The following is a 22,329-nucleotide window of genomic DNA, read 5'->3' as shown; positions in this document are numbered from 1 at the left end:
CTTTATTTGCTGCAAGGAACGTTGGAGTCGGTCACGCGCACGTACTTGTCGCGGGGGCTCGCGCAGATGTTCAACCCAGTGCTGTCGGCTATTCGTTTGAGCACGTCGGGAAATGCGCCGTCCAGGACGGTGGTGCTCGTGACTTGGTAGAAGTTGGCGGCTTCCCAGTTAGTGGGGCGCCACCCGGAGGCCTTCGACCATTCGTCCAGGTTGTCCTTGAGTGTCAGACGTGCGTCGAGCACCCAACGCTCGACGCGAGCCGGTACGGCTCTGACAGGAACGGAGGCGGTGTAGAGCGGTGTGGGTGAAAGAACAGGGGCAGGTGCCTGGGGAGCGGGGGCTGCCGCAGGCGCTGGTTGTTGGGTAGCAGCGTTGGCTTCGACCAGGCTGCGCAGGATCTGCGCCGCAACCGAGGGAAGCATTTGGCCTGCTTGAACCGCTTGGTTGATGTACTGGATCAGGCGTTCATCCGAGCTATTGCGGATTGCTTGGGCCTGCGGGGTTACGGTGGCCGGCGCCGCCGTCATGATCCGCGCGGCAGGCGCTTCCACTTCCTGATTCAGGTACCGATATGCGTGCGGAATCGCTTGTTCTTGCGGCGCGCGGATCGGTGCACTGGCTTGATACGTGGTAGCGCGGGGATCTGGCCTGTTGCTGATGAAGATGTCGGCCTGGGAGATTCCGTTGGAGGCAAGGGGATTGCCCGTTGCGTCCAGCTCGACCTGAATGATCTCCGAAGGAATCCCGGCGCGGATCAGATACGCGCGGAGGGCGGACGCACGTGCGAGCCCGAGCGAGTGCTGCTTCTTGTTCTCTGTCGCTGTCGCACTGTCTGGCCTACCTACGATTCGGATGAGCGAGGCGGCCTGCATGCGCGGGATCAAGTCATCGACGGAAGGGCGGGCCAGAGGACCGACGGCAGAGGAGCCCTTTGTGAAGTTGACTTTGAACGTGTCCGCCGACCAGTCAGTGCCCGAACGGCCTCGGGCCTGAATCATGGCCGTCGGGTAGAGATCATCGTCAATGACGGTGTAAGTGGCATGCGCATTCGACATCAATGCCAGTGCCCCGGCAAAGGGGGCAACCGCGCGGCATACAGAGAAAAGCTTGGGTCGCATGTAGGGTCCGTGGCCTGGTGAAGACGCCTTTGGGCGCGAAAGTACATTATTTGTGGCGTGATGGTACACTACGAACCGCGCATTGTGCAAAAGATAATGTACATGCATAATGCGCCGCGTCCCCCTGTGTGGGGCATGAAGCCCATTACCCGGATCTTTTGCAGCAAAAGATCGCTGGATAGGAGGAAGGATTCAAATGAGGACGGAAGTCGGCGATGGGGATCAAGCGGAGCCGCAACGACAGGCGTTGGTCAATGCGCTCGGGCCGAAGGTCATGAGCGCGTTGGCTGATCCTGACGTCATTGACGTCATGCGGAACTGCGATGGCACCGTTTGGGTGGAAGGAAGGATCAAGTGAGCGCGGAACTGGATGCGGAGCTTACTGAGCGGCGCCGGCAGGCGTTGGTCTATGCATTCGGCGCCGAGGTCATGAATGCGCTCGCGGATCCCGACGTCATCGAGATCATGCTGAACGACGACGGCACGCTGTGGATCGAGTCGCTTGGCGAGATGAAGCAGGTGGGCACCAAGTCGGCCGACGATGCGCTGGCGATCCTGAACCAGGTGTCGTCGGCCCTCAATGGCGAGCTTTCCAAAGAGGATCCTTTCGTTGAGGGCGAGCTTGTTCTCTTCAATGGCGAGCGCTTCGAGGGTGTGGCACCTCCAGTGGTGGAGCGGGCAAGTTTCGCGATCCGCAAGAAGGCGACGAGGATCTTCAGGCTGGCTGACTATATCCGTACCGGGGTGCTGAGCTTCGCGCAAGCGGAACTCCTGCGGCGAGCCATCCTTGAGCGATTGAACATTCTGGTCATTGGTGGCACGGGCTCGGGCAAAACGACGTTCTGTAATGCCCTGCTGGCGGAACTCGCCGAGCTACTGCCCGAGGTCCGCATGCTGATTCTTGAGGACACGCGCGAGCTGCAATGTTTGCTCAAGAACCGTCTTTTCATGCGCTCGTCGCCGTGGACGACCATGGCGCAAATCTCCAAGGCGGTGAACCGCCTTCGGCCCGATTCGATTTCCGTTGGTGAAGTCCGAGAGGGAGGGCCGGCGCTCGCGTTGCTGAAGCTCTGGAACACCGGGCATCCGGGAGGCATGGGTACCGCCCACGCCAACTCCAGCTACGAAGGGCTCACGCGCATGGACCAACTGATTCAAGAAGTTTCGGCGCACCCCCAGCGTGTGCTTATCGGCCAGGCTGTGAACCTAGTGGTCTATTTGGAGAAGGAGAAGGGCAAACGGAAGGTGAAAGAAATCATCCGCGTACGAGGCTATGACGAGGTCTCTCAGCGGTTCCAAGTGGAGAACGTTCAGTGATCATTTTTCAAAGGAGGCTCGTGTGGACATCCTGGACAGTGTGATTGGCTCAGCGGGCGGGCTGGTCAATGGGCTCGTCACGTGGCATCGCAGCACGTACATGTGCAGCCCTGCATCTCATGCCTTTCTCTACGTGCTCATCGCGTCGTCGACTGCTATTGCACTTGGCGGCGTCTATGTCTGGCGCCGGTTCATCCGAACCCAGCCGCAACACCACTCGGCTTGACTTCTTAACAACGGAGAAATTCGATGCAAAACAATCATCAAATCATGTCCAACGCTAAAGAGAGAAAAAAGCAACTCCAGGCAATTGTGGGAGTGCTGCTCTTGGTCGCTGTGAACGTGGCCTTTGCCGCCAACGGCGATGAGCTTGGCGACGGCATCTGTAAGGTCGTGAATCTTCTGACGGGCAAATTCCTTTTCGGTATCTCGGTGTTGTCAATGGTCGGCGGCGGTGCGGCTCTGCTGTTTGGCGCCGAGTTGACTGATGGCATTAAGAAGATGGTCACTATTCTGACCATCGTCGGGATGATCTTGTCCTTCGGCGGCATCTTGTCTCTGGCCTACAACGCCATGAGCGGAGCCGCGTGCTCGTGATGAGCGCGTGCTGACTATGGAGAGAACTCCTGTCCGCCTTTCCCTTCTACGCCGAATTGCATGGCTTGGAGGGGACCGGCGTTTGGTCGGCATGATGGGCATCCTCAGTGCGGCTCTTGGATGGACGATGTTTGTGGGATTCGGTTTGTCCTATGGCCTATTCGTCCTTCTGCCCGCATGTCTCTTCTTCGGCGTCTTGTGGGCAGCTCGGAAAGCGTATGCCGCCGACCCTTGGATGATCGACGTGATTTTGCGGCATTTCAAATACGCCAAGTATTACGCCCCGAAATCACACATCGGGAAAGAGCCGCCAAACGTGCGGGACTTCACAAAATGAAGAGCAGGGTCCGCTTTCGCGGGCCCTGCCTTTGCGCTTTGATCGGAATGATTGCTGGAGGTTCGAATGGGAGGCGTTGACTTTTTTAACAAGGAATACCGCCAGAAGCGCCAGGGACTCCCTGATTTGCTGCGATATGACTCGTGCATTCGCCCGGGTGTTCTCTTGGGCAAGGGTGGTGAGTTGATCAGCACGTACCGGTACCGTGGCCCAGACATGCAGTGTGCAAGCGATGCGGAAACGGTGTATCTCCGGCAACGCGTCAACGACTTGGTGAAGAAGCTCTCAGGTGGTTGGATGATTCACTCGACCACGTTGCGAACGGAGTCGGTCGAATATGAGGACAACGGATCGTTCCCCGACACGGTCACCCGCGCCATTGAGAACGAGCGCATCAAGCAGTATCGAACGGAAGGTGCGCACTACGAGAACGACTACTACATCACGTTCACATATCTTCCGGATCCGATTCTAGTGAATCGGATCAAGTCGTTTGCCTACGACACAAGCGACAAGGGTATCAATAACCCGGAGAAGATGTCGCAGAAGAACGTGGAGTATTTTGAGCGCCAGTTGGCCGACTATGTCGGGATCCTTGAGTCGGGCATGAAGACCAATCTGGTGCGTCTGATGCCTCGGCAAGAACTGGACCCTATTTCACAGCGTTTGGTTTGGTACGAAGACCAGCTTGCCTACATTCAAGAGTGCCTTACCGGCATTTCAAATCCGGTACGTGTGCCGAACGAGTCGGTGGCTTGCGGCGTCGATTACGTCATCGGTAGCTATAGCTTCTATCCAGGGATTCGACCGATTATCAACGGTGTGAACATCCGTGTCGTTGCCATCGAAGGCCTGCCAGATGCTGGCACGCAGTTCGGCATTCTGGAGATACTCAACCGGCTTAACGTGAAGTTTCGCTGGACGACGCGGTGGATTGCGCGCGATCCCGAAAAGGCGAAGGCCAGTACAAAGAAGGTCCGTAGCAAGTGGCGCCAGAAGATTCGCGGTTTTGTTGCAGATCTCACGGGCAAGACGAACGGTCCCATAAACAAAGATGCGGCGGACATGGCGCTCGACTCAGAAGAGGTGCTTACGGACCTTGAGTCTGGCCGCGTGAGCTACGGTTTCTGGGCGTCGACGGTCGTGCTCATGGACGAAGACGCGCAGTACCTGGAGAGCGTGGTGCGCTTCTTCCTCAAGCACGTGGGCGGTCTCGGTTTTCCCTGCCGCGATGAGGCCGAGAATTGCATCGAGGCGTTCCTTGGGTCGCTTCCTGGGCATGGCTACGAAAACGTCCGCCAGCCTGAGATCCACAGCATGAATCTGGCTGACTGCCTGCCTCTGACTTCGACGTGGCAGGGACCGATCTCGAACCCATGCTCGTTCTATAAGAAGTTCTTTCCCAACCGCCCGGTGCCTCCGCTATTTCAGGGTGCCGCCAGTGGGGGCACCCCTTTCCGAGTGGTGTTGCATAACGGGGACGTTGGCCACACGTTCGTCTGTGGCCCAACCGGTGCCGGTAAGTCCACGGTTCTCGGATTGATGGCCGCCTCGCACTTCCGGTATCCCGATGCGAAAGTGTTTGGCTTCGAAAAAGGCGAATCGTTGCTGGGCCTGTGCCTCGGTGCTGGAGGTAATCACTACAACTTCATGGATGAGGACACGCCGGACTCGCTCAAGATCGGCTTTGCTCCCTTCTCGCATATTGACCGGCAAACTGACCGTACATGGGCGAAAGGTTACGTCGAGACGATCCTGGAGCTGAACAAAATCAAGGTCGACTTCGATGTCTCGGCCGAGATCGGCCGCGTGCTGGATCTCTTGCAGACGCGGCCTATCGAGATGCGATCGTTCACTGACTTCAATCAGCTTATACAGCTTCGCCAGGTGAAGGAGGTCTTGATGGGCTACGAGCGAGACATGGCGGGCGGCATGCTCAACGCCCGCAGAGACAACGTCACAGCCAGTCGCTTTACCGTCTTCGAGATGGAGAAGCTCATGGAAATGGACAACAAGCATGTGGCGCCAGTGCTCATGTACATCTTCCGAATGATTGAGCGGTCGTTGGATGGCTCGCCGACGATGATCATTCTGGATGAGGCCTGGCTGATGCTGGCTCATGAGTTGTTTGCCGAGAAACTGAGGGAATGGTTCAAGGTGCTGCGCAAAGCGAATGCGCTCGTGGTGTTTGCTACTCAAGAGTTACAGGACGTTGCTAACTCGCCTATCGCTTCGACCATCTTCTCGGCTTGCCAGACCAAGATCCTCCTGCCCAATCCGGAAGCGCAAACGGACGACAACCTCAAGCTCTACAAGTCGATGCGTTTGACAGACCGAGAGATCGAGCTGCTTGTCAACGCCACACCGAAGCGCGACTACTTTTTCACGAGCCCAGCCGGCCGGCGTCTTTTTCAGCTTGAACTTGGCCCCGTGGCCTTGGCATTTGTGGGCGCATCCGGAGTGGAGGACCGTCGAACAATCAAGGAGTTGTATCGCATCCACGGCGAGAAATGGGTCGGCTTCTGGCTGCAACGGCGTGGCTTGAGCCCCAATCTTGTGAGCAATGCTGAACTGTATCGGGAGGCCGCATGATTGCTGATCACGATTCCGTGACCCGCCCATTCTTGGGCGATCGCTTTCATTCCTGGCTGGGTCGTTTGACCGTCGGGGAGTCAGGCTTGTTACGCATAGTCCTTTCGCTGATCGCAGGTGCGGCGATAGGTTGGATGACATGGGGGCGCGGAGAGAGCGTAGTGAGCTTGCTCAATCTGCTCGCGCTGCCATTGCTGTGGGGTATTACGAGATCGAGGTGGGAGGGCCTGTCGCTAATGCTGGCCTACTTCGCCGCGGGCTCGCGCGATCTTCCAGGCGGAGCCGTGGTTTTCTTTGGTGATGAGGCCCCTCACTGGTGGGGCCTCGGAATGTGGTTGGCCGCCAGCGTTCTGCTGAGCGCTCCCTTCGCGCTCTGCTGGTCACGTGCCTCGGCCAAGCGGGCGATGGGCTTTGTCGTTGCGTTATTGGTGACTTTGGTGCCTCCACTCGGAATTGTCGGGTGGCTGAATCCATTGTCGGTCGCCGGCATTCTCTTCCCTGCTGGGGGTTGGGTCGGCCTGGCACTGACCTTCGCGCTGTTCATTTCGTTGATGCGTCAGCGGGTACTGTGGTTGGCTGGATTTGCTGTGGTGGTGGCGGCAGCGAACGTGAGCATGCACAGGGCACCGCGCATTCATGATGACTGGCTTGGCTTCGACACGAGCTTCCCAAGGCTCTCCAGCGCCGGCGCGGATTATGCCTCGCAGTACCTCAGCTCAATGCAGCGGATTGAGTGGTTACGCGGCGTCATCTCGGAGATGCCTGCGAACGCCACGCTTGTCCTACCAGAGACACTCATTGGTCGTTTCGACGGCGTAGCGCAGGCGATGCTTGCGCAGGCCGAGGAGGAACTTACCGCCAAGAACTCCAAGGTCCTGGTTGGTGCTGAATTGCCGCAAGACAGCGGACGCTACAAGAACGCCGTCGTGGTTTTGGGAGCGAAGGGGCACGAGGATCGCGCGGCGATTCAAGGTATCCCGGTGCCGATTTCCATGTGGAAGCCATGGACCAATGACGGTGCGGAAGCCGACTTGCTGGCAAGAAGCAACACGATCACGGTGAATGGTCTGCATGTAGGGGTAACCGTCTGCTACGAGCAACTACTGGCGTACTCACTCGTGCGGGTGATGGCGGATAAGCCTGACGTAATTGTGGCGGTGAGCAATGTCTGGTGGGCTAGGTCCACCAACATTCCGCAGATCCAGGCTCAAAGCGTTCGCGCGTTCGCACGCTTGTTCCGCGTCCCAGTGGTTTCCGCTAAGAACATTTGATTTGAGAAGGGGGGATTGAAAGATGGCACGAAGAATGAAGCGGGCAATGATGCTTGGCCTATTCGCAGCAATGGCATCTGCCCATGCGGGCGGAACGGCTACGGTCGTATGTGGCAGACCTGGCGATGCGTTTGGCTTTGGTGCGGTCCCAGTTTTGCAGGTTTCCTATAGCACAGGCTCAGACACTGGCACGCCGGGCTTGTTTTGGTTTGGCATCATCTCTCAGGACCAAACGTTGGGCTCTGTGCTGACGCCGCAAGGCTGGCAGGACTACACCGGTGGCCTCTATCCATTTCAGGCCCGCTATGACAACGCGCTACCCCAACGCATTACGCTGTCAATCCCGTTTCCTGGTGGTGTGCAAACTACCGCAGCGTACGTCGGGTATAGCGTTTATGCGGGACACGGCGCCTACGCGTATGCCAACCGCCAAAAAGTCGCAGACCGCCGCACTGCACTAAATAACGTGAAGCCAGACATGGTTGCGAAGGGGCGTTGGCGTCCGGAATTTGACTCGGACGACTACTACATCTGGGCCTTGATTCAGAAGGACATGGTGGACAACAACAAATATGGGCCAATTTTGGCAATCCCGTATGTTGACTGCACACCGCCTATGGAAGGAGGGGGCTAATGAACCGCGCGCAAAGCGATACTGAATTCGTGGAGACTGCTTTCACCACCGAGGAGGTGGTGGAGGTCGGGTCGACGGAGATCTTAGGCGATGACGCGACGACTTGCGCATTCCTTGAGAAGGATCAGCCGCCGTCTGAGCGTCGAGGGTCACGCCAACCATCATGAACGCTCAGAAGAACGCCGTAGCAGGCGAGAGGAATTGGGGGCAGTTCGTCGCTAGGGCGGACTTCGACAAACTGGCCCCTTTGGCTCAAGCGCTGTTTCTGCAGGATGCGATGAGCCGGTTAGGCATGACAAGGAAAGAGCAGTTCGCCCAGCGCATTGGTGTGTCCAAGAAGTGTTTGAGCAAGTGGATGGCTCGCCATGGAACATCAGAGTTCAGGAACATGCCTTCTATGGCTTGGAAGTTCATAGGCGAGATTCTGGCGCACGCGGCGCCTTAGTCTTGACGCTGCCTCGTCTGCATGTACAATGTGCATTAAATGCTGCGTCTTTTGCAGCAAAAGATTGATGGAGAGGGTGATGAGGGTTGCAACGAAAACTTTGCTCTTGGGGGTGGCCCTGCTTTGCCTGCAGGGTAATGTGAACGCAGGCAGCGTGGCCGGAACCGGCGGCTCTACCGAAGTCACGCAGATTCAGAACAATCTGCAACTTATCCAGAGCTACGAGCAACAGGTGCAGGCGTACGTGCGCCAGGGAATTCAAGTCGAGAGTGAGTTGAAGAACCTGATTGCCAATCCGACTTCACTCCTGGGCCCCGATGTTGGCAACATGATCAACACCATCGGGAAGATCTGGAACGGCGGGCAATCCATCGGCTACAACCTCGCCACGATTGACAACAACTTCGCGCAGACGTTCAAGAGCCCAACGGCGGGGAATTTTGCCAAGCTGTTCACATCCTGGCATCAGACCAACACGGATACCATGCAGAACGCGCTCCGTACGATTGGGACGCAGCGTGACCAGTATGCATCGAGCCAGGCGGCCCTGACCGACCTCTACAACCGGAGCCAGGCAACTAACGGTAACTTGGACTCCCTCCAAACGCTTTCCCAGATCAACATTCGCCAGATTCAGGAGCTGCAGAAGCTGCAGGAGCTGATGGCTAGTCAAGCGCAGGCGGCAACCACTTATATGGCCACGCAGACCGCGAAGGATCAAAAGGGTCTGGATGACGCGGGGGCACTCATGCAGCCTTACCAAAAGGCAATACCTGCGGCACAATCAGCGCCGGCTCCAAAGTGGAAAGGCTTTGGCTATTAATTGATATGGGAGAACTTCGGATGAGGAAGTACATCGTATTTGCCATGTTGGCGCTCGCTCTGGCTGGTTGCAACGGAGAAAAGGGCGGCTCGGAGGTGGTCGCGCCTTCTGGTCTGAACGGGACTTACACCTCTGTCGACGGAAAGAACACATGGGTCTTTTCGTCCGATGGTACGGTGAAGACCAAGAGCTTGCGAGGCGAAGAGTTGGTGACGAGTTATGTCAACGAGAAGGGAAAGGTGACTTTCACCTTTCCGCATGGTTATCCGATCTCCGTATCCGTCAATTCGGACGGAACTCTGACGTCGGATTCCAACATGAGTTACAAGAAGGTTGAATAAATTCGGGAGTTGAGGCATGAAGAAACGTCAACTGTTGGTCGCTGTTTTATTGATCGGCATTGCGCAGATGGCATTTGCTCAATCTCAAGCCATTGGGCCTGATTCGGTCTTGGGAATGATTAAGCAGGCCATGGCTCCGGCGATCAGCAAGTTGACGGCCCAAGCAATATCCTGGGTAGGAGTCTTTGCTGTTCTCCAATTTTTTATCACAAACTACAATCTTCTGAAAACAGACGGAGATATTCAGTCTGTTGTGGCAAAGATGTTTGGCGCCGTAGCTTGGGTTGGCGTATGTATATACGTCATCAATAACGGACCACAGTTTATCCAGGCAGTCGGTGATCAAATGACAGGACTGCTGGGTATTGATCTGCCGAGTCCAAGCAGTATTGTTGCCAAGACGATTGGTGTGGCTGGGGCAATGTCGGTTCTTGCCATAGGTGTTGGCGCCATTCCATTTGTTGGCGACACGGCGGGGATGCTACTTGTTTACATCGCTTTGTTCGTGCTTGGCGTTGGGTTGCTTTTCGCTTTCAAAATTTTCATGCTCCAACTGGAGCTTGGGTTGGTTGCTATGCTATCTCCCCTGAGCTTTTCATTTTTGGGCCTGAATACGCTAAAAGATCAGGGCATTGCACCTTTTAAAGCATTACTATCCTTTGGCTATCGTGTAATTCTCTTGACCGTAATTTTGTCCGGTTTCAATGAGGTCAGCGACATTGTTTCAAACACGCTATCCGGAATTACGGTTGACAACTTTAAGCAGGACGGCATTGGCGGAGTCGCGGACGTTATGCTTTCTGCGATGGGCGCCTACCTGCTGCTCGGCTATCTCACGTTCAAGTCTGACGCCATTGCCGCTACGCTGGCGTCCGGCTCAACTTCTTTGGGCACTGGCGACGTAGGTCAAGCCGCAGCCGCAGGCGCCGCCTTGGGGGCCGCCGTGGCAACGGGTGGTGCGACGGCAGCGGCGACGGCCAGCAAAGTGCCGCAGTCGATGTCTGGATTCATGGACAAACTGACGTCGCGTGGCTCGATTTCGAATGCATCTCCGATGGGCGGCGGCGGCGGCGACGCGCCGGTGTTCACTCCTCCGGCGCCCGCACTGTCTGTTGGTGGTGGTCCCGTCGCGGACAGCGCTTCCGCCGCAATGCCACCTAGCAGGCCCGAAAGTGGGCCTGGCGCGGGTCCTGCCAAGCCGAATGTTGCCTCGGGCCGTTACGGTGCCGAAATGCCGGACGGTGCTGGCCTGCAGCGGGACGCGGCGAACGCGTCGGGCGCGGCACCGCAAACTGCTAGCGATGCTTCGAGCGCTACTGCTCCTGCAGTGACGGATCCAGTCACGGTTACGCCGGCAAGCGCACAGGGCGACGCTGCGGCAGGCGGCAGCACAAGCGAGGGGGCTCCGTCGTCCCCTGAGGAGGCGGGACCCGGATCCGCGAGCAGTGCAAGTATCGGTGGCAAGCCGAATTTGGAGAAGGATTTGTCGAGGCTTGTGGACCACCTGGTGTCGCAGCAAGGACCAAGAAAGCCGACGCTTGGAGAGAAGCTGAGCGAAGCCAACAGGCATGTTTCCCAAGAGCAGGCTGCAACGCACGTTTCCATCAACACCCATCACGCGGATTGACCGGCGCATTCGCGTGGACTTTTGCTGCAAAAGTCCACGCACTGTAAGCCGTGTGGGCTTTTCTTCGAGATACTCAAGTACAACAAAACATGCTCAAGCTTCGCAAGAAATCGAGTAAGGCAGAAGATGCTGCGCCTAAGCCGCGCGCAGGGGAAGACACCCCGTGGGCAAATGCGCAGGCAGCCTATGAGGACCGCGTCCTACGTGTGCAGGCGCAAATCGCCAATTGGCGCATGTTTGCGTTCATTTCGCTCGGGATCGCTTGCTTCGCGATTTGCGGCGTGATCTGGATCGGCTCGAAATCGAAGTTCATCCCGATGGTCTTTGAGGTCGACAAGCTCGGGCAAGTGGTCGCAGTGAAGGCTCTGCATGGTGATGAGGCGGTGACTGATCCGCAGCGCCTGGTGTATCGCGAGATGTTCGACTTGATCGAGAACCTTCGAAGTGTGACCACTGATCGCCAGGCCAACAACTCGCGACTCAGCAAGGGCTTCTCAAGGTTGACTGGAGCTGCCGACAGGTATGTCAAGACCGAACTGCGCAAGGCTCCTCCGAATGAGGTTGGCGCAAAGAAGACGGTCCAGGTGATCGTGCGTTCCGCGCTGAAGTTGAGCGGCAAAAGCTGGCAGGTGGACTGGGAGGAGCACTCTTACAGTCTGACTGGCGAAGAAATTGGCGTGGCGCGTTGGCGTGCCACGGTGCAGTACGAACTCAACCCATCATCAGACGAAAAGGTCTTCCGTAGCAATCCGACTGGATTCACGGTACCGGAGATGCAGTGGCAAGAGATTGTGAAGTAACGCTAGCGAGAGAGAGATATAGACGATGAGCAAGAAACTGATTCTCGCTGCGTTTGCGGCGGTCTATGCGATTGGTGGGATGTCGGCGGCCTACGCAGCGGGTCAGCGCTACAACGTCCTGGATGACGCCGTATTGGCACAGGCCAAGCGTTGGCAGTCGGGGGAGAAGGCGAAGGCCTTGATGTCGTCCGACGGCAAAGTGATTTTTCCGTTCGGTCAGGCGATGCCGAAGCTCACATGTTCGCCGAGCCGAGCGTGCGACATTGAGATGGAGCCTGGCGAAATGCCGCGAAAGGTCGTCCTAGGGGATCAAGCGAACTGGATGTGGGAGGCTGCCGATTCCATTGAGAAGGGACGGACCGTTAATCATGTCGTGGTTCAGCCAAAGGACAATGATGTCGAGTCGAATCTGATCATTACCACGGACCGGCGCACGTACCACATCAAGCTCTATGCCCCCAAGACCGAAGGCGTGTACCTGAACCGGATCGGCTTCTACTACCCTGAGCAATTGGTTTCCTCATGGGACGACAAGATGGGGCGCGCAGTTGAAGCGAAGGCCAAGGACGAAGCCAGCAACGTCATGCCGGCCGCCGTCGCGCCGGACAAGATGGCCTTCGACTATCGGATCGACGGTGATGCTGACTTTCGGCCAATTCGTGTATTCAACGATGGCGAGCGGGTGTACATCGCCATGCCAGACGAGATTCGCCATAGCGAATATCCGACGCTTAGGCTGATTGACGATGAGGGTAAGGCCATGGTCGTGGACTATCGACGCACCGTGGACGAGAAGACTGGGACTATCCACTACGTGGTGGACAAGCTGTTCAGCAAGGCGGAGTTGATTCGCGATAGCGAGAAAGTCCAGATCATTTGGAAGCGCAAGGAGAAGTCGCGTTTCGCTTTTTGGGGGCGCGGCTGATGGCTGAAGCTGATGGTGGGAAGAAGGTTGATGCGTTCTCGCTCGATGCTGGCGTGCCCAAGATCGAGGGCTCGATCCGTCCAAGTCCGAAGTACGCCGACCGCATCTCCACACGCGTTATTGGTGTTGCGGTGGCCATCATTCTGTTGATGGTCGGGATCTTCTTCGCGGCGCTAGACGCCATGGATCGGAAGAAGAAAGACCATCAGGAAACCACAGAGGTAGACAAGAAAAAGGCTCAGCCTGGTAAGGTGGCCGATACTGTCGTCCCGAAGGACTTGACCGAGGCGCCGATGGACGATGCGGCGGGTGGGGGTACTGGGGCCGCGAGTCTAGTCGGGTCTGCGCCAAAGGCGGCGCAGGACGACCTTCTGGGGAGCACCATGGGCTCGTCATCGTTGACTGGCGGCGCAGCGGGCGGGTTCACGCCAACAGGAGCTGTGGCGGCCAGTGGCGTGCCTGGGCTGAAGCCCGGGCAGGGGCAAGGGCGCGGTGCTGCCTCCTATGCGGGTGCCGGCGACAATGACCTGGGCAGTGGGACGACGGGGGCCCCCACGCCAACTCCCGCACCTGTAACCGCAGAGCAGCAGGCGGAGCAGATTGCGAAACAGAATAGGCTAAAGCGCCTCGAACAGGCGCGAAACAATGGGCTCAGTGCCAAGAACTACTCAGGCGAGGACAAGAAGAACGGAGCAGGCGCGTTGCCGGCGGGCTTGCCATCCAATTTGTCGGCGCAGCTTGCGGGAATGCCGTCCAACTCCACACCAAGCCAGGTTGGGCAAAGGTCCGACTCGGAGCAGGACGAAAAACTGAACTTCATCAAGAACGGTGGAAGGGATGACCGTAGCTACTTGCAGTACACGCAGCAGCCCGCCGTCTCGCCCAACGAATTGAAGCGAGGGTCATACTTGCCGTTACGCCTGGAGAGCAACGTCAACTCGGGGCAACCGGGTATGGTCAAGGCGCGCGTAACGGAGGACGTGTACGACACCATAACGGGTTGCCGTTTGCTGGTTCCCGCGCTGACGATGGTGCAGGGCGTCTATAACTCCAAGGTCGCGGTTGGACAAACGCGCAACCTGGTGGTTTGGAACTACATGGGCTTCGAAGACGGGTCGGAGTTGAATCTGGGCGCGATGCAAGGCTACGACAGTTCAGGCGCGGCCGGCATCGAAGCCGACGTGGACAACCACTACATGCGTCTGTTTGGGCTCACGTTTGGAATGTCGCTGATTACTGCAGGGGTCCAGATGTCCGTTCCACCGGTGCCAACGGGTACAACCGCGCAGACGCCGCAGCAGAGCATTGCGAACGCATTGACTCAGCAGTATGGCCAACTCGGTGCCCAGCTTATCGGGAAGTATCTGCAGGTCCAGCCGACCTTGCGGAACTATGCTGGCGAGCGCTTCATGATCATGCTGCCGTTGAGTATCGTCTTTAAGAAGGTCTGGCGAAATCGCTGCGGTGGAGGGGCTTAGGACGAGTACCTTACGCTCCCCCACTGGGGGAGATATCCTCCGCGACAGACGAACAGTGTATGCTTCTGGATTCAGACAATATTAACCTAGGCATTATGAACACGGAGTTCGTCCCAGCCCAGACTTCCGTCCCGAACTGGTTGATGACCTACTGTCGCCAGCTCGCAGACGTGCACTACCAGCGCAAACTGAACAAGATGTATGTTCACATGCTGGAAAGCTTCTTGGCGTATGAACCCTGGAAGGCCAACCCGCCCTTTGAGTGGCGGTTGGCCAGGATTCACAGGACAACAGGCGGTGCCAGTGTACGGCGAGACACTGACTCTGGTTGGGTGCCCATGAACATGGTGCTGCCTACAGCGCTCGTGGATCGCATGAAGCACACCATCGAACAAGTTAATGCCAACTATTCGTCGGTGCTTCCGAGGTCGCTTTCGCTTAGGACGTTCCTGTACACCGCAATCTGCTGGTGGTGTATTGCCGTCTATCCGTATGAGGGGCCGGGGCTCATCAACAGTTGAGCTTAGAGCGTGCTTGATGGCTTTTGCTGCAAAAGATTCTTGCTCAATCCCCTTGCGAGTGCCCCAGTGGGGCGCATACAATGCGCATTATTGTATGCGCTGAGACTTGCGCATTTTGCTTAGGGTGAAAGCGAGAGGCAAAACCGATGCAAACCAGAAAGACGCAGAAGAGCCCGAAGACCAAGATCATTGTTGTCATCAATCAGAAGGGCGGGCCGGGGAAGACGACACTGTCGTTTCATTTGGCGCACGCTGGCGTTGAGAGCGAGCAGTCCAAGGTGCTGTGCCTGGATTTCGATTCGCAGGGGACGTTGAGCCAGTATCTGACCGACGATCTCGACGTGATCTCGGTTACCCAAGGTGGCGTGGGCGACTTGTTCGAGGGCGCGACACCTCAGCCGCAAAAGACGACGCATCCACAGATTGATCTCTTGCACGGGCATCGTGAACTCGATCGGTACGACGCCGACCAAGCGGCCGAAGAGCGAGCGTACTCCAGCGAGATGCCCGATCTGCTTCGCGGGCTTGGCTACGACTACATCATCATTGATACTCCGCCTGCGGTGGGGTTGCGGCACCTGTCGCCGCTCATCTGGGCAGACATTGTTGTGATTCCCCTGGAGCCGGCGATGTCAGGCATCTCCGGCTTTCAGAACGTGCTGCAGATCATCGATGAATCGATCAGCTCGCTGAACCCAAAGGTGAAGTGGGTTGGGGTAATGAACCGGGCAAACATGCGAGTGAAATCGCACCGGGAAAAGGACACCTGGATGCGCAAAACCTACGGGAACAAGGTTCTTGCGACGCTCTCTACGCGTACGGCCGTGGCCGACGCCATGGAGGAGAGCCCGGCGCGGCCCGTGTGGTCACACCGTGGGGCGCCGAAGGAATTGCGCGATCAGTGGCGCGAGGTTTGCGCCGAAATCGTGGGAAAGTGACGGCTTTGGTCGAACACGCGCACTAGGTTGAAGGGATTTGGAGAAAAGAATGATTACGAAGAAGTCGTCGGCACTTGAAAAGCTGAGCCGCCGTGCCGCACCTGTCGCGGACGATGATGCCAAGACCTTTCCGATCTCGCTGGACAAGATTCGTTTCGACGCGGCACAGCCACGTCAGGCCTTTCACCATCCCGATGGGCAAGTGGCGCAGGACGATGAGAGTGCTATCGACGAAATGGCGCAGTCCATCGAAGGGCAAGGCCTGATTCAGCCGATTACCGTCGCGCCGATTGGAGATGGCACATACCGCGTGTTGGTGGGCGAAAGGCGAACCCGTGCGCACCTCAAGCTGGGCCGCGCGACGATTTTGGCCCGCATTCGCGATGACTTGACGGACCCAAAGAAGCGCCTGATCTTCCAACTGGCGGAGAACGTCAACCGGATGGATTTGACGGACGCGGACATGGCCCGCTCCATTCGCCGACTCATGGAAGGCGCGGACGGCGTTGAAGCACTGACGCAGACGCAAATTGCGAAGGCTTTGGGCAAAAGCGAAGGGTGGGTGAGCCGATATGTGAAGTTTGGCGATGACGAGCTTCAGCGTCTGTGGGTACAGACGGGCATCGCTGATACCGTTGAAAAGCTCTACCGGCTTTCGATCCTGCCGATGCCGGTACAGGCAGAAATTCAGCGCCGGGTACAACTTCCACAAGATGATCCGGAGTACTTGGCGAAGCCGCTGCTTCGCTCTGTGATTGACGATCTTGCTCGCGACGCGAAGGCGGCAAAGCGGGCGCCCGTGGCCACTGTAGCGCCACCGCGTAACGTCGAGGAATTAAGCGCGCCGACTCAGCCTGAACAGCGGCCCGGGCCAGCAGACGTTGCGCCTGGCGATGGGGTTCCGAATGACCCCGTCGCGCGCGCATTTGCCGAGATGGCAGAGCACGGGCGCACGCTGGACTCGCAGCAAAATGCGAATGCGCAGAAGCCAGCCCCCGCTTCGACCATCGGTTCCGCATATAAGCTCCCCGAGGGTGACCGCGCGAAGATTCTGAATGCGGTCAGTGTCACGCTGGAAAAGTCGGAGAAGGCTGCAGCTCAGCCTCCGGTAAGTGTGCGCGTGCCCGTGGCCAGCCTGCAGGCATTGTTGCAAAAGCTGGAGCCTGCAGATCAGGAAGCTCTGGCCGGCATGCAGTTGAGCATCAATTTGCCTGGTCCTTTGGCGGAACGCATCGCAAACGTACTGACTGGCGTGATGTGGGATGCGAGCGAGGTGCCGGCAGTCGTTCAAAACGAGCTGGCGAAGCTGCAATAGCCGTTTGAGTGTAGGCCGTTCCCGGGGGCCACCGGCGTCCGGGAACGGTTGTCTCTTTTGAGGCGAGATCTCGCTGCCGTACCGTCGGACGGTCTTGTGAGCGGAGTATTAAAAAATGCAAATTAGAATCGGTCGCAACCTGAAGACGGGAGATCCCGTCGTCGTGGACACGATGAAAGTCATCAATCCTCACCTCCAGGTAACGGGGGTGAGTGGTATGGGCAAGACCTATACGCTGCAGGAATTGGTGACGAGTTTTGTGGAGAGTGCGGCCGATCTTAACCAGCCGGTGCGCGTACACGTCGTTGATCCGCACGGGGACATCCAGTTGCCCTACGCTTCGGTGGTCAAGTTCTCCGAGGCCACGGGCTACGGGTATAACCCGCTTGAGTTGAATCCTGACCCCGACTACGGCGGTGTAAGACGGGCCATCCAGAAATTTATCGCAGCGATCAAGAAGCAGAAGACTTTGGGCACAAAGCAGGAAGCCGTGATGCGTTACCTGCTGGAGGACTTGTACGCCGCGCATGGGTTCAAAGCGGATGACCCGTCAACGTGGTGGCCCGACGATCCTCGGATGATTCGGGCAGTGATGAAAGGGCGGGAGAATCGAGTCTATCTGGATGTTGCTTACGAGCACCGTGATCGATTCAAGTCGCTACTGCGCGATAACGAAGGGCGCTTTCGGGGTGGGTTCGATGATTTCGACAACGACCCGAAGTTGCGCTCGAAGCGATGCTGGTGGGTCGAGCGTGAGCACTATGAGGGGGACTTCCTCATGTGGGAGCCTCGCAATCTGTTCAAAACGGCGCCGACCTTGGATGACGTCGTACGCTTCACGGAGCGGAAGCTCAAGGCGCATTTCTGCGGGACCAACAGCGCTGCGATGGCGCTACTCAAGGATGTGAACCAGGCGGCCAGAGCCTATCACCGCAAGGTGACTGAGATGTCCAAGCGCGACGCGGCACTGGACGAAGGTGAGCGGGCGGAGCTGACCAAGGCGTTGGACAAGGCGAAGGAAAAGGCGACCGACGCGTACACGAGTTACCTGGACGCCATCGTGACCGGGCGTGAACTCGATGACATGATCCGCTACAACTCTACGGACGTGCTCACGAGCGTCTATGAGCGCTTCCAGAACCTGCGGGCCATCGGCATCTACAATCCCGTACCTCCGCCATTTGACCCGCAAAAACCGATCTGGCAGTACCAGATCAAGCCACTGGAAATCCCGGTGCAGAGCATGTTCGTGGATATGGTGTGCGCGCGAATTTTCGAGCGTGCCATGCAGCGCGGCGTGCAGAGCGATGTGGTGGAGCTGATCGTGCTCGATGAGGGCAGGCGCTTCGTTGGGGAGTCGAGCGACGACATCCTGAACAAGATCGCCAACGAAGCCCGCAAATTTGGCCTCGGTCTGTGGATCATGTCCCAAACACCGGATCATTTCACGGATGACTTCATCAAAGCGACTGGCACGATCCTAGTGCTGGGTCTTTCTAAGGCCGACACGAACCTGGCGGCGAGGAAACTTGGGGTTGAAGAAGCGCTACTGGGTTCCGTAGTGCCGCAAAAGTCTGCTGCGGTGCAGATCAAGACCAAGGGAATGCTTTCGGCGGACTTCCAGATGGTCAGCCTTGGCTGACGCGGACGGCAATGGTCACAGGGGAAAAGGGCGGGAAGTGTGTTCAGTGCGGGACTGGCGCGAGTTTCGATATGTCTATTTCTGATATAGACAAAGTTTATATCAGGTTAATCCGAGCCCCCTCTCCCGTAGGGTTAAGTTCCCAGATTGGCGGCCGACATCCTTATAATTGGCCTTTACCCGACAACTATTGTGGTCACAATTGACTGGCGTCATATTGACCATAGGCCGAGGCCGAGATAATCACCCTCCTTGTGAGGGGGGTGCGTAAGTGTTAATTAGGTGTTAATCTTCTCACGTAGCGTTAGTTTAGTACCGTGCTCAGTGCGGGTGTCTTGTAACAAAAAGTAACCTTGCGGTAATCCATATGACGGCCTCTATCGTTCGACCAATTGCGGTTCTCTCCATCGACTATCCGGAGGGACCGATTGCCGATGCTATCGAAGCTGAGGTTCAGCAGTCCCTTCCCCCCGTAAGTGGTTTGGAGGGTGCGCGGACCGAAAACGAACGCTCGGAGGCTTATGCTCGTGCGATTGACGCGCAGCGTGATGAGTTCATCGCTATGTATGGTGATGCATTCGGTTGGGAAAAGCGCCGTGTGCCGCGTGAGCCAGCTCAGCAATCGATCGGTCGCTTCATTGACTCGGTCGTCAGCGCGGAATAACGAGACCGCGCCCTCCTCGGCGCATGTCTGATCTTGTAAGATAGAGGGTTACGCTACTCTCATCTAATCATGGACCGGTGGACGGAAGACGAATTCCTGGGCGCAGCGCAGAAGACGCGCATCAGCGAGCGAACCCTTGAGGCGTGCAAGGATGTGCTGGTTGATGGTTTGCCTGGCGTCGTTGCGGCCGAAAAGCACAAAATGTTCCCCGCGCAAATTTCGCGGGCGATTGCTATTTTGCGCGAAAAGCAAGCCGAGATGAATGAGTTGGCGTGCGAGGCTGACGAGGTGCTCCAGGAAATGGCATCCGAAGCCGCCAAGGCTCTGTTCGGCCAACAATTCCCGTGCGCGCTCGCGCAGCCAGGGCAGACCTATGAAGGGCCACTGGTCGTCCAATCAAAGGGCTATGCTGTTCAGAAGGTTGGGCGCCTTGGAGTTCTCCATAACTTGGAGTCCTTCGGAAATCTTCCCCTCCTCCCTCTTCGTGAAAATGTGCGAATCGGCTATGACAAGGAAGGCGGTCTTTCCTTGGTCCAGTTTGTGCAAATAGAAGAGAAGGGCAAAGGCCCTGAGCGATAGCAGAAAGTGTTAATTTGCTGTTAAATTCGATGCGTCAGGAACAAACATGGCCGCGCGCATCGGTCTCTAGGGCCTTCTGGGCACTTGGTGGCCTTTGATGTCCGGTAAGTGTCTTTTGCAGCAAAAGCAGCAAACCGAGTCATTAAATATTGAGGTGTACCAATGGCGGAAAAGTCCAAAGTCGAGCAGTTGAAAGAGCGTTTCGCCCAGCAGGCGCGGGCCGGTATCCCATTCAATCCTGTTGATGGCGTGGACATCACGGGGGCGAACGTGGAGCGGCTGAAAACCGGGATGGAGACTTTTGGCTGGAAGGACTATCGCTTCGTCACTGCGGAGCAGGCTCGGGCTAATGGCTGGACGGTCTCGGCCAAGGCGAACACGGTTCGTGTCACGACGCGCAATGCCGCAAATGGTTCCGTGGGAGAGAAGACGCTTTACAACGCGTCGAACGTCCGGGGCATGCCGTCATTGGAAGCCATGCTCGGTATGTCCGACGAGGCCCTTCTGCAAATGCGGGGCGAGGCTGTCGAGGTGGACGCGCCCGATGTACAGCAAAGCGTCGCGGGGCCTGACGCTGACGCGTCGGCGCCAGCGGGTGGTGAGGTTGAAGATAACATCGTGATTGGACCCGCGCCTGTTCCAGAGCGGACAGTTGCTCTGGCGCAGGATGCAGAGCTGCAAGGCGCCACCGATCTCTTCCTGGGCGAGCCCGTAGGGGAGCTTGATAGTCCGGTGGAACAGGTGTCGACGGAGCGGGTGGCGAATCGGCCTGACGTTGCGCCGGCGCCGGCACAGGCGGCGCCTACCGAGCCGGCCGTCGACACGGATTTCGCGGTGATGGCGCCTTACTGGCTCGACGGTCTGCATAACCATGAGGGTATCGAGCTAGCCAAGCAGGTGAACCAGTTGATCGAGGCGGAGAAGCTGGCAAAGAACAAAGCCGCGATTGCCACCTTGCTCAGCTCCTATCCGGATAGTCGCAATCTGGGCGTCGATATTGTTCCGCGCTCGAAGTACCTCAATGATCCACACCTCAAGACAAACATCGCCGAACCGACCCACCTGTTGGGCGGCGAGTTGGTGCGGGACAAGGAGGGTGCTTACCGGCCGACGGCTGGAGGCCTGGCGGTGCTGCAGGACAAGGGCACGTCGCTCGTGCTCAAGAACAAGACCGAGCAGGCATATCGAGGCGCGATGGAGTTGGCTCTGGCCAAGGGTTGGAAGGCCATTGAGCTGAAAGGCAAGCCCAAGATGCTGGCGCAAGCATGGCTTGAAGCTCAGATGATGGGGCTTCAGGTAGTCAACTACACACCTACCGAGCAGGACCGTGAGCGACTCGCGCAGCGCATGGCCGAAGAGGTGAGAAAGCGCGAGGCTGCAGCAGCAAGGGCCGAGGCGCTTACCCCTGAGACGGTGGAGGTGCGCCCGGTTGTGGATGCTACGGGCAAAGAAGTCCAGGCCACTGTTAAGTACACCGTCGCGCGCACGAGCACTCAAACGGAGCCAGCAAACGCGGCGAATGATCCTGCAGTGGTCGCGTCGTTCGAAGAGCCTGTGCTCACGCGCACCGTTACGCGCGTAGATGGGTTGGTTCGTGACGACGTCGTTGCCGGCGTTACGAAGGTTGCAGCGCGGGGTGTCGGGCATGAGGGGCAAGCGCGGCCAGCGATCGCAGCATCCCTTGTTGATCGCGAAGTCGATACCGCGATGGATGAGGTCCGGGCTGAGCAGACCGCAATAGTGGATCTGGAAAAAGGGGCACGCTTGGTCGCGCATGGCGCTGCGCCCTATGACCACAACCCAAAGAATAAGGCCAGCTACTTCGCTACGGTCGAGAACGAGAGCGGCCAGTCCCGGACTGTCTGGGGTAAGGATCTGGAGCGTAGCCTCTCAGCAGCAGGCGCCCAGCCTGGTGACGTCGTTTCGCTGATCGAGGGCGGCCGGGAGCCAGTGGAGGTCGAGGTCGAGGGGACTGACGGCAAGAGGGACTGGAAGACGGCGCATCGGGTCAATTGGAACACGGCAGTGCTGTCACGAGCTGCGGAGGTCGTGCAGGAGCCGCAAGTCGATGTTGCCAGCAGCGGGCTGTTCCTCGGTCCAATCGTGCGCGTCGAGGAAGGGCGCATCGCGCAGAAGGCCGGTCGTGACCCCAACAAACTCATCTGGCATGACGTCTCCAAGCTGCAGGGCAAAGTGCCTGGTGTCGGTGAGTGGGCAGAGATCAACTATAGCCGTGGCGTCGGGCAGGTGAAGGAGCAGCCGCGCGAGCAGGCGCTTGCGCGATAGGTGCCATCCGGGGCAAGCCCTTCGAACAAACTGAACCGATCCCAAATGAGCCGTCGCGTGCGGCTCCAACTCACATCAA

General features: G+C 57.8%; 20 protein-coding genes. 19 read left to right on the top strand and 1 reads right to left on the bottom strand.

The genetic code is table 11. The features are described from left to right. Positions 1–2: 2 nt before the first annotated feature. Entirely contained in the window at positions 3–1,118 is a 1,116-nt protein-coding gene (locus WD006_RS26575) for a TcpQ domain-containing protein (protein ID WP_024569687.1), read from the bottom strand. Positions 1,119–1,472: 354 nt separating this feature from the next. Here WD006_RS26575 and trbB point away from each other — a divergent pair, with 354 nt between their 5' ends. The 19 genes from trbB to WD006_RS26480 all read left to right on the top strand — a co-directional run bounded on the left by trbB (position 1,473) and on the right by WD006_RS26480 (position 22,250). After that, positions 1,473–2,435: a P-type conjugative transfer ATPase TrbB gene (trbB, locus tag WD006_RS26570; RefSeq protein ID WP_024569688.1), complete on the top strand. Its 963-nt coding sequence runs from the start codon at positions 1,473–1,475 to the stop codon at positions 2,433–2,435. Between the two features lie 249 nt (positions 2,436–2,684). Continuing rightward, positions 2,685–3,032: a TrbC/VirB2 family protein gene (locus tag WD006_RS26565; protein ID WP_024569690.1), complete on the top strand. Its 348-nt coding sequence runs from the start codon at positions 2,685–2,687 to the stop codon at positions 3,030–3,032. A gap of 91 nt (positions 3,033–3,123) precedes the next feature. Beyond that, complete coding sequence (locus WD006_RS26560) at positions 3,124–3,369, top strand: hypothetical protein (protein ID WP_024569691.1); 246 nt, start codon at positions 3,124–3,126, stop codon at positions 3,367–3,369. Between the two features lie 66 nt (positions 3,370–3,435). Further along, complete coding sequence (locus WD006_RS26555; protein WP_024569692.1) at positions 3,436–5,961, top strand: hypothetical protein; 2,526 nt, start codon at positions 3,436–3,438, stop codon at positions 5,959–5,961. Next, positions 5,958–7,232, top strand: coding sequence for a hypothetical protein (locus tag WD006_RS26550; protein ID WP_024569693.1), 1,275 nt, complete (start codon positions 5,958–5,960; stop codon positions 7,230–7,232). Before WD006_RS26555 ends, WD006_RS26550 begins: the two co-directional genes overlap by 4 nt. Before the next feature lie 22 nt (positions 7,233–7,254). Continuing rightward, positions 7,255–7,866 carry a hypothetical protein gene (locus WD006_RS26545; RefSeq protein ID WP_152536346.1) on the top strand — a complete coding sequence of 204 codons (612 nt, stop codon included), beginning with the start codon at positions 7,255–7,257 and terminating at the stop codon, positions 7,864–7,866. 163 nt (positions 7,867–8,029) lie between these two features. Continuing rightward, positions 8,030–8,311 (top strand): hypothetical protein, encoded by a 282-nt coding sequence (locus WD006_RS26540; RefSeq protein WP_024569695.1) that lies wholly within the window; start codon positions 8,030–8,032, stop codon positions 8,309–8,311. A gap of 79 nt (positions 8,312–8,390) precedes the next feature. After that, positions 8,391–9,134, top strand: a complete 744-nt coding sequence (locus tag WD006_RS26535) for a hypothetical protein (RefSeq protein WP_024569696.1) — start codon at positions 8,391–8,393, stop codon at positions 9,132–9,134. 20 nt (positions 9,135–9,154) lie between these two features. Next, positions 9,155–9,475 (top strand): lipoprotein, encoded by a 321-nt coding sequence (locus WD006_RS26530; RefSeq protein ID WP_035835042.1) that lies wholly within the window; start codon positions 9,155–9,157, stop codon positions 9,473–9,475. A gap of 16 nt (positions 9,476–9,491) precedes the next feature. Then, positions 9,492–11,102 carry a hypothetical protein gene (locus WD006_RS26525; RefSeq protein WP_024569698.1) on the top strand — a complete coding sequence of 537 codons (1,611 nt, stop codon included), beginning with the start codon at positions 9,492–9,494 and terminating at the stop codon, positions 11,100–11,102. Positions 11,103–11,191: 89 nt separating this feature from the next. Beyond that, positions 11,192–11,902 carry a VirB8/TrbF family protein gene (locus WD006_RS26520; protein ID WP_024569699.1) on the top strand — a complete coding sequence of 237 codons (711 nt, stop codon included), beginning with the start codon at positions 11,192–11,194 and terminating at the stop codon, positions 11,900–11,902. 25 nt (positions 11,903–11,927) lie between these two features. Beyond that, on the top strand, positions 11,928–12,827 hold the full coding sequence (locus WD006_RS26515) for a TrbG/VirB9 family P-type conjugative transfer protein (RefSeq protein ID WP_024569700.1): 900 nt from the start codon (positions 11,928–11,930) through the stop codon (positions 12,825–12,827). Continuing rightward, on the top strand, positions 12,779–14,305 hold the full coding sequence (locus WD006_RS26510; RefSeq protein ID WP_425648327.1) for a TrbI/VirB10 family protein: 1,527 nt from the start codon (positions 12,779–12,781) through the stop codon (positions 14,303–14,305). Before WD006_RS26515 ends, WD006_RS26510 begins: the two co-directional genes overlap by 49 nt. Before the next feature lie 667 nt (positions 14,306–14,972). Continuing rightward, positions 14,973–15,764, top strand: a complete 792-nt coding sequence (locus WD006_RS26505; RefSeq protein WP_024569703.1) for a ParA family protein — start codon at positions 14,973–14,975, stop codon at positions 15,762–15,764. 49 nt (positions 15,765–15,813) lie between these two features. Next, positions 15,814–17,079: a ParB/RepB/Spo0J family partition protein gene (locus tag WD006_RS26500; protein WP_024569704.1), complete on the top strand. Its 1,266-nt coding sequence runs from the start codon at positions 15,814–15,816 to the stop codon at positions 17,077–17,079. A 115-nt stretch (positions 17,080–17,194) separates the two neighbouring features. Further along, a complete protein-coding gene (locus WD006_RS26495) occupies positions 17,195–18,721 on the top strand; it encodes a helicase HerA domain-containing protein (RefSeq protein WP_024569705.1) in 1,527 nt (508 codons plus the stop codon). Between the two features lie 367 nt (positions 18,722–19,088). Then, on the top strand, positions 19,089–19,385 hold the full coding sequence (locus WD006_RS26490) for a hypothetical protein (RefSeq protein WP_024569706.1): 297 nt from the start codon (positions 19,089–19,091) through the stop codon (positions 19,383–19,385). A 69-nt stretch (positions 19,386–19,454) separates the two neighbouring features. Next, positions 19,455–19,964: a KfrB domain-containing protein gene (locus WD006_RS26485; RefSeq protein ID WP_024569707.1), complete on the top strand. Its 510-nt coding sequence runs from the start codon at positions 19,455–19,457 to the stop codon at positions 19,962–19,964. Positions 19,965–20,126: 162 nt separating this feature from the next. Continuing rightward, positions 20,127–22,250, top strand: coding sequence for an LPD7 domain-containing protein (locus tag WD006_RS26480; RefSeq protein ID WP_024569708.1), 2,124 nt, complete (start codon positions 20,127–20,129; stop codon positions 22,248–22,250). The last annotated feature ends 79 nt before the right edge of the window (positions 22,251–22,329 follow it).

The organism is Cupriavidus sp. Met-2, from assembly GCF_049843575.1.
GTDB classification, from domain to species: domain Bacteria; phylum Pseudomonadota; class Gammaproteobacteria; order Burkholderiales; family Burkholderiaceae; genus Cupriavidus; species Cupriavidus metallidurans.
Note: the sequence above shows the minus strand (reverse complement) of the source record. Positions and strands in the feature narration are given on the sequence as shown.

What these genes read in the sequence shown, in the direction of transcription:
- WD006_RS26495 (WP_024569705.1), top strand. Translation starts at nt 17,195, where the DNA reads ATGCAAATTAGAATCGGTCGCAACCTGAAGACGGGAGATCCCGTCGTC.
- WD006_RS26565 (WP_024569690.1), top strand. Translation starts at nt 2,685, where the DNA reads ATGCAAAACAATCATCAAATCATGTCCAACGCTAAAGAGAGAAAAAAG.
- WD006_RS26520 (WP_024569699.1), top strand. Translation starts at nt 11,192, where the DNA reads ATGCTCAAGCTTCGCAAGAAATCGAGTAAGGCAGAAGATGCTGCGCCT.
- WD006_RS26505 (WP_024569703.1), top strand. Translation starts at nt 14,973, where the DNA reads ATGCAAACCAGAAAGACGCAGAAGAGCCCGAAGACCAAGATCATTGTT.
- WD006_RS26500 (WP_024569704.1), top strand. Translation starts at nt 15,814, where the DNA reads ATGATTACGAAGAAGTCGTCGGCACTTGAAAAGCTGAGCCGCCGTGCC.
- WD006_RS26540 (WP_024569695.1), top strand. Translation starts at nt 8,030, where the DNA reads ATGAACGCTCAGAAGAACGCCGTAGCAGGCGAGAGGAATTGGGGGCAG.
- WD006_RS26480 (WP_024569708.1), top strand. Translation starts at nt 20,127, where the DNA reads ATGGCGGAAAAGTCCAAAGTCGAGCAGTTGAAAGAGCGTTTCGCCCAG.
- WD006_RS26550 (WP_024569693.1), top strand. Translation starts at nt 5,958, where the DNA reads ATGATTGCTGATCACGATTCCGTGACCCGCCCATTCTTGGGCGATCGC.
- WD006_RS26575 (WP_024569687.1), bottom strand. Translation starts at nt 1,118, where the DNA reads ATGCGACCCAAGCTTTTCTCTGTATGCCGCGCGGTTGCCCCCTTTGCC.
- WD006_RS26545 (WP_152536346.1), top strand. Translation starts at nt 7,255, where the DNA reads ATGGCACGAAGAATGAAGCGGGCAATGATGCTTGGCCTATTCGCAGCA.
- WD006_RS26555 (WP_024569692.1), top strand. Translation starts at nt 3,436, where the DNA reads ATGGGAGGCGTTGACTTTTTTAACAAGGAATACCGCCAGAAGCGCCAG.
- WD006_RS26530 (WP_035835042.1), top strand. Translation starts at nt 9,155, where the DNA reads ATGAGGAAGTACATCGTATTTGCCATGTTGGCGCTCGCTCTGGCTGGT.
- WD006_RS26560 (WP_024569691.1), top strand. Translation starts at nt 3,124, where the DNA reads ATGATGGGCATCCTCAGTGCGGCTCTTGGATGGACGATGTTTGTGGGA.
- WD006_RS26515 (WP_024569700.1), top strand. Translation starts at nt 11,928, where the DNA reads ATGAGCAAGAAACTGATTCTCGCTGCGTTTGCGGCGGTCTATGCGATT.
- WD006_RS26535 (WP_024569696.1), top strand. Translation starts at nt 8,391, where the DNA reads ATGAGGGTTGCAACGAAAACTTTGCTCTTGGGGGTGGCCCTGCTTTGC.
- WD006_RS26525 (WP_024569698.1), top strand. Translation starts at nt 9,492, where the DNA reads ATGAAGAAACGTCAACTGTTGGTCGCTGTTTTATTGATCGGCATTGCG.
- WD006_RS26490 (WP_024569706.1), top strand. Translation starts at nt 19,089, where the DNA reads ATGACGGCCTCTATCGTTCGACCAATTGCGGTTCTCTCCATCGACTAT.
- WD006_RS26485 (WP_024569707.1), top strand. Translation starts at nt 19,455, where the DNA reads ATGGACCGGTGGACGGAAGACGAATTCCTGGGCGCAGCGCAGAAGACG.